Origin of the sequence: Paenibacillus validus NBRC 15382 (genome assembly GCF_004000985.1) — a bacterium.
GTDB lineage: Bacteria > Bacillota > Bacilli > Paenibacillales > NBRC-103111 > Paenibacillus_G > Paenibacillus_G validus.
The window spans coordinates 140,427-152,260 of sequence record NZ_BIMH01000005.1 but is presented as its reverse complement, the minus strand read 5'-3'; the positions used below and the strand labels follow the sequence as shown (position 1 = coordinate 152,260).

11 protein-coding genes are annotated in these 11,834 nt (G+C 49.3%); 1 reads left to right on the top strand and 10 read right to left on the bottom strand.

Annotation, left to right across the window (positions count from 1 at the left end; translation table 11 throughout):
- Positions 1–17: 17 nt before the first annotated feature.
- The 9 genes from PVA01S_RS05925 to PVA01S_RS05885 form a co-directional block, all read right to left on the bottom strand.
- Positions 18–1,016 carry a molybdopterin-binding protein gene (locus PVA01S_RS05925; protein ID WP_372812861.1) on the bottom strand — a complete coding sequence of 333 codons (999 nt, stop codon included), beginning with the start codon at positions 1,014–1,016 and terminating at the stop codon, positions 18–20.
- A gap of 25 nt (positions 1,017–1,041) precedes the next feature.
- Positions 1,042–1,656, bottom strand: coding sequence for a nucleotidyltransferase family protein (locus PVA01S_RS05920; protein ID WP_164751742.1), 615 nt, complete (start codon positions 1,654–1,656; stop codon positions 1,042–1,044).
- Complete coding sequence (locus PVA01S_RS05915; protein WP_127605955.1) at positions 1,649–2,698, bottom strand: XdhC family protein; 1,050 nt, start codon at positions 2,696–2,698, stop codon at positions 1,649–1,651. The genes PVA01S_RS05920 and PVA01S_RS05915 overlap by 8 nt, the downstream gene beginning before the upstream one ends.
- A gap of 69 nt (positions 2,699–2,767) precedes the next feature.
- Positions 2,768–3,787, bottom strand: coding sequence for a GTP 3',8-cyclase MoaA (gene moaA, locus PVA01S_RS05910; RefSeq protein WP_244932912.1), 1,020 nt, complete (start codon positions 3,785–3,787; stop codon positions 2,768–2,770).
- A gap of 80 nt (positions 3,788–3,867) precedes the next feature.
- Positions 3,868–4,368 carry a (2Fe-2S)-binding protein gene (locus PVA01S_RS05905; RefSeq protein ID WP_127605951.1) on the bottom strand — a complete coding sequence of 167 codons (501 nt, stop codon included), beginning with the start codon at positions 4,366–4,368 and terminating at the stop codon, positions 3,868–3,870.
- On the bottom strand, positions 4,369–5,307 hold the full coding sequence (locus tag PVA01S_RS05900; RefSeq protein WP_127605950.1) for an FAD binding domain-containing protein: 939 nt from the start codon (positions 5,305–5,307) through the stop codon (positions 4,369–4,371).
- A gap of 68 nt (positions 5,308–5,375) precedes the next feature.
- Positions 5,376–6,179: an N-acyl homoserine lactonase family protein gene (locus PVA01S_RS05895; RefSeq protein ID WP_054795478.1), complete on the bottom strand. Its 804-nt coding sequence runs from the start codon at positions 6,177–6,179 to the stop codon at positions 5,376–5,378.
- Positions 6,166–8,568, bottom strand: coding sequence for a xanthine dehydrogenase family protein molybdopterin-binding subunit (locus PVA01S_RS05890; RefSeq protein WP_127605948.1), 2,403 nt, complete (start codon positions 8,566–8,568; stop codon positions 6,166–6,168). Before PVA01S_RS05890 ends, PVA01S_RS05895 begins: the two co-directional genes overlap by 14 nt.
- Positions 8,569–8,774: 206 nt before the next feature.
- The gene (locus PVA01S_RS05885) at positions 8,775–9,566 is read right to left on the bottom strand and encodes an IclR family transcriptional regulator (protein WP_127605946.1); all 792 of its coding nucleotides are present in this window, start codon (positions 9,564–9,566) and stop codon (positions 8,775–8,777) included.
- 504 nt (positions 9,567–10,070) lie between these two features.
- On the opposite strand from PVA01S_RS05885, the gene PVA01S_RS05880 reads away from it, so the two are divergent.
- Complete coding sequence (locus PVA01S_RS05880; protein WP_127605944.1) at positions 10,071–10,802, top strand: DL-endopeptidase inhibitor IseA family protein; 732 nt, start codon at positions 10,071–10,073, stop codon at positions 10,800–10,802.
- A 154-nt stretch (positions 10,803–10,956) separates the two neighbouring features.
- On the opposite strand, the gene PVA01S_RS05875 is transcribed toward PVA01S_RS05880, so the two are convergent.
- The gene (locus tag PVA01S_RS05875) at positions 10,957–11,814 is read right to left on the bottom strand and encodes an ATP-binding cassette domain-containing protein (RefSeq protein ID WP_127605942.1); all 858 of its coding nucleotides are present in this window, start codon (positions 11,812–11,814) and stop codon (positions 10,957–10,959) included.
- Positions 11,815–11,834 lie beyond the last annotated feature (20 nt).

The following is an 11,834-nucleotide window of genomic DNA, read 5'->3' as shown; positions in this document are numbered from 1 at the left end:
GACAACGAATGGAATCGTTAACAGGCATGAAACCCGCCATAGCCAAGTGTGGTCATATCCTGGATTGTAATTTTATCTCCAGCCAGGATTCGGGGTAGAAAAACGTCGAATGATGTATAGGGGTCATGCATCACACAGCCAGGCAATCCTAGTATAGGAATTTGATCGTAGTAGGAAACAAGCAGCATCGAGCCTGGCAGCATAGGGGTTCCATATCGGACAATATCCGCCCCTATATTTTTAATGGCCAACGGGGTCCTGTCGTCGGGGTCGACGGACATTCCCCCTGTTACTAAGATCAGATCAACGCCTTGATTAAGAAAATAGGTTATTTTTTTCTCTATTTCCTCAGATTGATCGGGGGCAAAGCATTGTTCCACGATTTCCGAACCGAAGTGTTCAACTTTCTGTTTGACCACGGGCCCAAATTTGTCTTCAATTCGTCCTTCATAAACTTCGCTGCCCGTAGTGACTACGCCAACCTTTAACGAACGGAAAGGAATCACTTTTGCAACATAGGCGTATTTTCGACAAATCGACTCTACTTCTCTGACTATACGCTTCTCGATCATAAGAGGAATGGGTCGAATCCCGCCGAGGTGCTGATTCTGCTCAACGGGTCGATTCGTGAACAAAGTCGAAAGAGCTATGCCCTGCAGTTCATTAATTTCATGAACAGCTTTTGGGTTGATCTTAATAAGACCTTGTATCTCGCTCTTAAACGTCATTTTCCCTTCTGAAGGTCCCACGGCATAGACGTTTTCCCCCGCTATCGCATCTGCCATCTGCTGGGCTGCCTCATCCTCATGCGCGTACTCTTCAGGTATATCTAATGTATAAATGTGGCCTTTTCCAATATTCAATAAATGGGGAATGTCGGTCTCCCTGATGACGTGACCTTTCTTAAATAAACGCCCCTTGAATTTTCCTGGTATAATTTGGGTGAGATCATGAGCAAGCACCATTCCAATTGCATCTTCAACTTTAATTTCTCTTACAAAAGCATTCGTGCTCAATTGGAAAAACCTCCTTGAACGGTGCTCAGGTTAAATCCGGGTTCATACTGTATATTTGATTCAGATCTTCCTGAGTATCGATATCAAATCCCCAGACGGATTGTTCAAAGTGAACCGTTTTTAACGATTTTGAATGGGACTTTATGATGGATCTCCCCCCTTCATCGCCTTGCAAATGTTGAAATTGCGGATATAGCTCGGCATCAAATACAATCGGGTGTCCGTCTATGCCCTTGTATTGAGGCCTAACTATACGAACCCCTTCGCTTCGATGTCGCTTGTAAGTTTCAAGCAGCTCTTTCACCACGATATCCGGGACCAGGGGTTGATCCGCCAAAAAAATCATCGACGCCTGAGTCCGATCGGATACAACTTCAATTCCCATTCGCAACGAAGTCGACATGCCTTGGGAATAGAGTTCGTTCGAATAGATTTCTACATTTTTTAAATCATGAATGGATTGTTGAAATGAGCTCGTATGTTCGCCGCTAATGAGTACAATGGGCTCCAATCCAGCGCGAATCGCTTTTTCTACCGTATAACGAAATAAAGGTTTGCCGCTTAAAGACAGCAGCAGCTTCGGTTGACCCATTCGTCTGGACATTCCGGCGGCAAGAATAACGGCACCCAGGTTAAGCATGGATTTTTGCCCTTCCATGCAGCGGTGCGGCATTGCGATTGTTTCGGAGACTCATGAGCTGTGACACAATACTAACGGCCACTTCATCAATGGTTTCGGCGCCCAAGTCCAAACCGACCGGGGAATAGATCGGAGCCTCTGACATAGGCAACCCTATATTGACAAGCATTTGCTCCGTTCGCGATAAAGGCCCCAGAACGCCAACGAACTTCGGGCGACTATGTAAAGCAAGCCGTAAGGATGCTTCGTCTCGGTTTAAATGATGATTCATAATGACCCACCAGCCATCCGGAAACATGGACGGATCGGCAGCATCAGGTTCCATAACGACATGCTGCGCGGAGGGAAAGCGATTGATATTGTTAAAGCTTTCTCGCGGGTCCAATACGGTTACGGCAAATCCGGCTTTACTTGCCAGATCGACTACAGGTACGGCATCGTGTCCGGCGCCGGTTACGATCAGACGTTCGCTAGGACGAACCGTATCAATAACAAAACGGCGTCCTTCCACATGCATCACCTCAGCCCGAGTTCTGCTTCCGGCATGCAGGATAGCTTGCTTGCGTACCGCAGTCGGGAGCGAGGCTGTATCCCCAAATTCCGTGTCTTCACCCACAAAGGCAGCCCGTGTTTCCCCGGTACACTCCAGGATGTACGTAATTCGTGCCTCTTGATGGATCCAATAATCAATCTGCGACCAGAACGAATCTGCAGGATCGACCGGGACGATCAAGATTTCTTGAGCCCCTTTGCAGCCAATGCCTAAACCCCACAGTTCATTTTCCGTTAAGTCATACTTGACCGTTAGCGGAACTTGTTCCTGAATCGCTTTCTCGGCCCAACCGAACAGATCCCCTTCCAGGCATCCACCGCTTAAAGTCCCACACATGGTGCCATCCATGGACATCATCATTTTCGCTCCAGGCCTACGATATGCGGAACCGATAACCGTAATGATCATAAGCATCGCCGCCTGATCACCGCGTTCCCATGACTGCTTGATCTGCTTAAACACCTTTTTGAACTCTTCGATTTGTGACAATACGGTGCCCTCCCCGCTGCTTCCCGCCTGGATTCAATGTTTACTTGAAATCCGGAATCGTCCGGTAACCTAACCGCCTATGTGAAACATTTCAACTTTTTTCTTGTTCAACTCCAGCGTGTTGCTCAGGCGCACTTCTGAATACCGGTCTACTCTATGTTTCCATACCGTCATAATATGCTCTTTGATCCCGTCATCATCTACCCCTTCCCTCAGCAGCGTACGAAGATCCGTACCGTGAGCACCGAACAAGCACGTATACAAAGACCCTTCGGCGGAAAGTCTTGCCCTTGTACATGTCGAGCAAAATGCCTGCGTAACCGATGAAATAAAACCAATCTCCTGGTTCGATCCGAGGTATCGATACCTGCTCGCCACTTCGCCAACGTAATTCGGCTCCAGAGGTTCAAGCGGCATTTCACGGTGAATCAGCTCTACTATTTTTTTACTCGGCACGACGTGATTCAATCTCCAGCCGTTACTGTTTCCTACATCCATAAACTCGATAAATCGTACAATATGTCCTTTTTCACGGAAATAACGGGCCATAGGCAAAATATCCTGCTCGTTGATACCATTTTGTACAACCATGTTAATTTTGATTTGAAGGCCCGCGCGTGCAGCTTCGTCAATCCCTTGCAGTACAGGCCCTACTCGAAAGCCTTTGCCGTTCATTTGGCCAAACCGTTCGTCATCGAGACTATCAAGACTTACGGTAATTCTTTTTAATCCAGCTTCTTTGAGCTCCCCTGCGTATTTGGCCAGAAGCGAACCGTTAGTCGTCAGAGAGATGTCCCGAATCGATTGAACTTGGTTCATGTGCTGGATTAATTGAGGCAAATTCGGTCTAAGTAACGGTTCACCGCCGGTAATCCGAATTTTCTCTACTCCTAGATCAGCAAATAGATGGACCAATCGGATGATTTCCTGAAAACTAAGAAGTTGATTCCGGTCAAGGAACTTATAATCGGTTCCAAAAAGCTCTTCAGGCATACAGTAGCGGCAACGGAAATTGCACTTGTCGGTAACGGAAATTCTCAAGTCACGCAGCGGCCGGCTTAAACGATCCCATACCTTGGTGTATGCCATATGTAGAATCACCCTTGTCTCCATTCATAGTTTTGAAAAGAGAGGCCTCCAAGGAGGCCCCGACCTTTCCGGTATACAGTTTAGGTTGCCGGTTCGACCGTTTTCATTTTTTGCGCAGCTTCGATGACGGAATCGACGATGTTCTGGTACCCGGTGCAGCGGCATATATTTCCGGATATCGCTTCACGAATCTCGTGTTCTGAAGGGTTAGGATTCTCGGCAAGATAGGCGGAGACGGTGATTACAAATCCGGGCGTACAGAACCCGCACTGTAACCCGTGCTTCTCCCGGAAGGCCTCCTGAATAGGATGAAGCTGTTCGGGCGAGCCCAACCCTTCAATCGTAGTCACCGATCGACCGTTTGCCTGTACGGCCAAAGTCAAGCAAGACCGGACGGCCTCGCCATCCAGCAATATCGTGCAAGCGCCGCAAACCCCTTGTTCGCATCCTACATGGGTGCCTGTCAGCCCCAAATCCTGACGAATAAAATCGGACAGCAAAGTGCGGACATTGACTTCCCGCTCGTATTTGACTTCATTGACCGTCACATCGATTTTTTGTGTAGTAACCGCCTCAACCATTTACTTCGCTCCCTTCAATTGTTCGTAAGCGATCTTTAATGCTCTGACGCTTAAAATGGCCGCCGCTTCTTTCCGGTATTCGGCACTGGCGAGTTCCGATACTCTCCGACCTTGAATACCGGAAAGCTGCTTGATAAACGCCGCCTTTTTATCCGCTTCCAGATCCGGATTGACTTCAGCTTCGATGTCTTTCTGGAGTTGTTCAACCCGTTCAAGATTGAACGTTAAGCCGCGTAATTTCTCCACAGCCCGGACACGGTAAGGCACGCCTTCGCCGCTCACATTCCCCAGAGCTACCCGCACATCGGTAACGGTTTCCTTCTCGTCCAGTTCAAGCGTGGCGGCTGCGGACACGATCGGGATATGGCCGTGACGCCGGGTCACTTCCAGGAAGGAATAGCCGGTATGGCTCGAAAGAAGCGGGAAGCGGATTTCGGTCAACACTTCATCCGGCTTGACAATGGTGGTGAAATGGCTTTGAAAAAAGCCGGATGCCGGGACGATGCGTTCGCCTTGCGGTCCTGCGATGACCATCTGAGCGTCGAGCAAACGGGCAACGACTCCGTATTCGGCACCCGGGGCGTTTTGCACAAGGCTCCCGCCGATCGTCCCGCGACTGCGAATCTGAAAATGGGCGATATGCTCAACGGCTTTCCGTAAAATAGGGCAATGTGATGCCACAAGCTCGGAACGTTCAATCGTGCGATGGCGAGTCAGCGCTCCGATGGCCAAACTATCGGAGGTTAGCCGAACATAGTCCAAATCGGTAATTCCATTAATATCTACAATATATGAGGGTTTGGCTTGACGCATATTCATTTCTTGAAGAAGACTCTGACCTCCGGCAATAATGCAGGAATCTGCTCCGTATTTTTGCAAGGCATGAATGGCGTCGCTTACGCTGTTCGCTACTACGTATTCGAATGGAGCGGGTTTCATCTTGGTTCACCTGTCCTTCCCGGATAAGAATTCTAGAAATTGGCTGAAGCCGGCTTCGCCGTTTCTTCTTAATGCTTGTCTCCAACAGGGACTCCTTCCGCATACTTCAAAAACTCTTCGTAGTCATGGGAAGGAAGAATAAAATCAGCATCCCTCTTGATCTTCTTCATCGCCCGGTATGTGGCTTCCAAATCGTAATACAGGCCCGGCGGAATCGCCTTGTTGACGTTTTGCTCCACTTTTCGGGCGATATCCCCCAAAATAACGGCGTTACCCGCAGAAGTTTGGACGTAGACGGCTTGACTTCCAGGGGTGTGCGTATTGGCGAATAATACGCATTTGACGCCCGGAGCAATTTCTTCATCCCCCTCGATCAAGCGGACTCTGGACCATAACGGATCAATTAATTCTGCAATGTCTTTACGATCGTAGAAGAGGGCGCCGCCGCCGAATTCGAGCTCGGGAGAAACCAGGGGCGCTGCCGCCGCCTGCAATTCCGTCCGCTGAATAATGAATTTGGCGCGGGGCAGCAGCCCGCATCCCCCCGCGTGATCGTAGTGGAGGTGTGTGAGAATGACCGTTTGGATATCCTCCAAACCGAAGCCGTACTTGGATAGCTGCGCCTGCAGCGTCCATTCAGGCTTGGATCGATGCGGCCCCAGTCCTTGTAATTGCACACAACGTTCCGCGTCCCGAAATCCGGTATCGACCAGAATGGGTTCTCCTCCGTGCAGCGGTACTAACAGCCATGCCGCAATCGGAACGCTTATAAGCGATTTTTCGCGGGACAGCGACCAGAACGCGTCCAGAACTTGAGGCACATCGGCTTCTCCGACAAGCAAAGGGTATATTTTCCAATCAGGAGTTGACATAAGCGTATCTCTCACTTTGTTTAATCCATTGCACAATTTTCTCAGGCGAAAGCGGCAAATCTTTCACTCTTACCCCGAATGGTTCCAGCGCGTCCTCCACCGCATTGGCGACGGCGGCAGGCGACGGGATGGCCCCGCCTTCCCCCATCCCCTTCGTGCCTAGCGGAGTAAATGGAGAAGGACATTGAATATGATGGGATTTGATATCCGGCACTTCCATGGCTGTCGGACACAAATAGGTTTGGAAATCAAGATTGAGTAATGAACCGTTTGCATCATATTCCAAATCCTCCATTAAGGCGCCCCCGATTCCGTGAGCGATCCCGCCGGCAATTTGTCCGTCGATGATCATGGGGTTGATAATGGTTCCGCAGTCGTGGGAAACTACAAATTTTTCGATTTGAATTTGCCCCGTCTGAATATCCACTTCAACGACCGCAATGAACACTCCGGTCGGATGGGTCGTATACAGATTGACCCGGCCGTACTCGTCCGGTTCCCATTTGACCACTGGACTCGTCCATGTGTACGTGCATTCCAAATTCACGTCCAAACCTTCGGGAATCGTCCCGTATGGCCCCGGCCACAGATGAATTTTATTTCCAAGCTCTTTGAGGCTGATGGATTCCTCCGGCGAGCTGCTTCCTCTTTTTCTAATAGAACCGTTGTACATTTCAAGCTCGGCCGGATCGATACCGAGCAGATGGCCGGCAATTTTGATTAATTTATCCCGGAGCAGCTTGGCTGCTTCATGTACGGCCGATACGGTGAACGTTGCTCCGCGGGATGAGAACGGTCCCAAACCGTAAGGAGTGACATCGGTATCTCCGTACAAGAACGTAATATCATAAATGCCTACATTCATGATGTCCGCTACGACTTGCGGCAGTGTGGTTTCAACACCCTGTCCAATATTTTGATGACTCGTCAGGATTTGAAAACCTCCCTCCGGCATCATACGGACCGTAGCCGCCTGGAAACCGTTGAAGATCCCGTTAAAAACCGCTGCTCCAGAAGGCTCGAGCATGGCTGAAATTCCGATTCCTATATATCTGCCCTGCTTGCGCAGTTCCTGTTGCCGTTCTTTCAATTGGTCGTAACCGACCTTCTCCAAAGCCAGACTCATTAATTGATGGAAATCGCCGCTGTCATAAATCGGGCCGGCAATATTCTGGTACGGGTATTCATCCTTCGTAATAAAATTGCGGTTGCGTAATTCGATCGGAGAAATCTTTAGACGCTGGGCCACAATATCCATCATGCGCTCCATAGGGTAGCTCGCGATATCCTTGCCGTAGCCGCGATGGGCGCCATAAGGTCCTTTGTTGGACACGACTCCAACAACTTGGCAATCATAAACAGGAATTTTATAGGCTCCCGGAAAATACGACCCGGCTACCAGCAGGGCGGGCGTACCCGGTCCATGGCAAGTTCCGTCAATCCCAATGTTGGCATACAGTTTGGCTTGAAGACCCGTGATCTTATAATCCTTGTCCAGACCAATCTTCAGCGTGCAAGAATAATCGCGCGATTGCATGCCGGACAACAAATTTTCCACCCGGTCTTCGGTCCATTTCACCGGCTTGCCCAGCATTCGCGCCATGATGCAAACGATGATTTCGGCATCGGCCTGTAATTTGGTCCCATATCCCGCCCCCACATCAGGCGCAATCACTCGAATATTGTGCTCAGGCATATTTAGCGTTTGGGCGATCAAGGTACGTACCTGATGCGGAGCTTGTGTCGAACAGGTGACGGTCATTCTCTGGGAACCGGGGTTGTAATCCGCAATACATGCGCGTGATTCGATCGGGGTCCCGGTATAACGGCTGTGAGTGATGGTCTCTTCAAAGACGTATGCCGAATTCTTGAAGGCTTCCTCAATGTCGCCGATGGTGCTTCTCCAATCCTGTTGGAGATTATGGCCCCATTCTTCATAGAGAAGCGCAGTAGGCTTCAAGGCGTCTTCGATCGTCACGACCGCGGGAAGAGGATCGTATTCCACTTGAATTAACTCCACCGCATCTTCCGCAATATACCGGTCAACCGCCGCCACTACAGCGACTGCCTCGCCAACAAAGCGGACCTTCTTGTAGGCAATCGGATACACTTCCGGCACTTTATTGGCGATATCGATCGTCGTCGCCAATTTCCCCGTGTACTTCAGCGATTCTTCACCCGTCAGAACCGCTACGACACCGGGCAATTTTAGGGCTTGGCTGGTATCGATGCTTCGAATATGAGCATGAGCATGGGGACTTCTCAAGATCGCCAAGTGAAGCATGCCTTTCACTTCAATGTCATCCGTGAAACGGCCATAACCGGTTAACAATCTCGGGTCCTCTTTACGTTTATAACTGACTCCCAATCCAGTTTTCGTTTCTGTCATGACAATATCGCCTCCTCAGAACTTATATTTAAATTCCTGATCCTGATGACCTGCCGGCCATGCTCAGATGGGTAGAACAAGGTACAATCTACCTCTCCATGTAAACGGTTGCATTTTGCATTGAAAGACAGTTCCGTTAGTCTTTCAAGATGATTTCCAGAGAATCCATCAGGCAGTCTAACGGATGAAGCTACGATACGCTGCATTTACAATATGGAACTGATACTTGGAACAAATCCCAGCCTCTGGGAAATTCTTAATCCCGCTTCCATTAACTCGCGGGTTAATTCGTTCTTATTTTCTATCATGCGGGAAGCAGGACCACCCAGACTAATCGTCCCCACCGACCGTCCGGTGTAGTTATAGATGGGTACCGCATAACAGGTTAAGCCCACTTCGATTTCTTCACGGTCCATGGCATAACCTGCTATGCGTATGTTTCTTAATTCCTCATGAAATTGTTCAAGATCCACAATTGTATTTGGTGTATATTGGGTCATCCCTTTTTCTTGAATAATCCGATCCACTTCTTCTCTTGAATAAGTGGACAGGATGGCTTTGCCTACGGCCGTGCAATGAACAGGCCTCCTCATGCCTAGCTCAGCCCTTATACTAATAGATTTTGAACCCTCAATTTTATAAAGGTAGACGGTTTCACCGCTGTTATAGGTCGCAAGAAAAGAAGTTTCCCCGGTAATCTCTGATAATTCACGCAAATGTCGGGAGGCGACTTCTACGATTTGCATTTTATGCAGTCCTAATACTCCGATCTCCAGCGTCTTCAAACCAATCGAATATTTTTCAGTATCCGGATCGAATTGAACGTAATTCCGGTTTTTTAAAGTTTCCAAGAGTCTGTAGATCGTAGTCTTAGGTAAATCGACCTCCTTCACTAATTCCGCAAGAGCTACTCCTTCGCCCTTCTCGGATACCAATTCCAAGAGGATTAAGGCGCGCTCCACGGTAGAGTTGACCTGTTGATGCTCAGTCCCTTCCAAAATGACAATTCTCTCCCTTCATGATTAAAGGCTCTAAGGTATGTAAGCAGGTTATTAACGTGTGTACAAATGGAACGTCGTTCCATTAGTAGAATATAACGCGCGAACAAACATGCTACCCCTGCCATATACCACCTTCCTAACACATCGGCGAGTGCCGCTACTCGCTCAACCTTCCGCCAGGTGCGATCACGTCTGATTGATTGATGATAAAACGCTTACATAAATGCTTGTTTTTAATCATCAGCCCCTCTTTACATGGTATACGTCGAAATCAAGCGTCGAAATCAAGCCATGACAACTTCATTATTGGAACGACGTTCCAATGGAACGCTGTTCCAACAAAAGAATATAACATGGAATCAGGTATGTCAACACATTTCATTTGTGAATATAGTAGACGTTCGCCTCCTTTAGAAATAATTTCCGCATGTTGTAACTAATCTGGCTCGTGCAGCGTCATAAGGAAGAATAAATGAATATATTAGAGGCGGTGCTTGACAAATGAAAATGAGTTGGAAGTCTTTTGTAAGCGGGATGGTTTTAGGTTCCGTCCTATTTTCCGGTATTTCGTATGCCGCTCCCAAAGTGGTAAAGCTGGTCGTTAACGGCAATGACATTCATTCCGAGGTCGCTCCACAGATTATTGACGGCAGTACCATGATCCCGGCAAGAGCCTTGGCGGAAGCCTTGGGAGCCCGCGTATTTTGGGACGAAGACAATCAAACTGTAGTTGTTGAAAATGAGGAATATCGCCGGCTGCAGCGGAAACAAGCCGACATCAGCGAGCGGGATGCCGCAGGCTTAGCGGCAGATGCGCAGCATCACTTCTGGCAAATGATGATCGGCGGAGGCGGCGATCATAAAGATGGTTCCTTTGACGTCAAAGGGAATGATTACCGGTGGATGGGCACTGAATTGGATACAAAGACTAAATATATCGAATACCTCGAGCTTCTGTATACGCCTGAACAAGCCCAGGCCTACTGGAAACAGCAAACGGAGAACGGGTCCATTGTGGAAATCGAAGGCAAACTGGCTCAGCCTAACGCTGACGGCGGAAGCCGGTTGGAATGGGAGAACGCCCAGGCAACATTCATTCAAGAAGGCAACGGAGTAAAGACCTTCCGGTTTTCTGTGCCGATCGAAGATTCGTCCGAGGTTAAAGAAATAAAATTACGCTTTGTTGAAGGAAAGGGCTGGCGCATTGATGAGCCGGTGGACACGATCCGGTAAACCAACGGACCATCCATCCGCTTCTGCCGGGGTCACCCGGTCCAGCCCCTTTCCGATTGAAAATAGGAATGATGGGAACAGACATAGTTTACATATTATATATTATGTAAACTATGTCTTATTTCAAACTTCAAGGTACCGGAAAACCTGTCAATCAGTGACTGACGAAGGGCTGCGACAACCGCCGAATAAAATACGCATCCTCAAGGCTCGGTCTTTCCTGCTTAAATCCGGGCGGCGGGAGCTCCCCGATCATCCGAATATGCGCCTTTCCTTCCCGGATGGAGCAGCGGACAAGATTTCGTTCCTCAATCCCGGCCAGCTGCTCCGCAGCTATAATGCCGGAGTAGACGTTCAGCGGCAAGCCTGCGGTCCACTCCTTCTGCGTTCCGTGAAAACAAACGCGTCCTGAATCGAGCCAAAGAATCCGATCCGCCCTTTGATCCCACTCCCCCAGCTCATGCGTCACGACGACAACAAGCCGATCCGCCGCATATTGGGTTAGTAATGCCATTAAATATTTACGCTCTAAACTATCCAGGTGGCTTGAAGGCTCATCGAGCAGCAGCGCGAGGGGACGTCCCAGACAAGCCTGCGCTACAGCAACGGACTGCTTCTGCCCCTGGGACAGTCTCCCGATAGGCTTACGGGAGATGTCTTCGAGGTGAAGCTTCTTTAACCATTCCCCCGTCTCGCTCGTATCTCCCAAGCCCTTCAAGCCGGCCATATATTGCAGAAAGCCCCGCGGCGTCATGTCCTCGTACAGCTCCATCTCGGATGGAGCAAAACCGATATTCCGCCTGATGAGGGGAAGATGCTCTTTCACGGTCATCCCCCCATACCTGATTTCACCCGAATCCGGTTCAATGCCGGTGGAGAGAAGCTCCAGGAAGGTCGTTTTTCCCGAGCCGTTGCGGCCGACCACGACCGTCATGCCGCTCTCCAGCGTAAGGTCATCGATCGCAAGGTCAAAGTCCGGGTAGCGTATGCGAACGTTTGTCATATGAATCATCCGTTGTTCCTCCTCTCCGT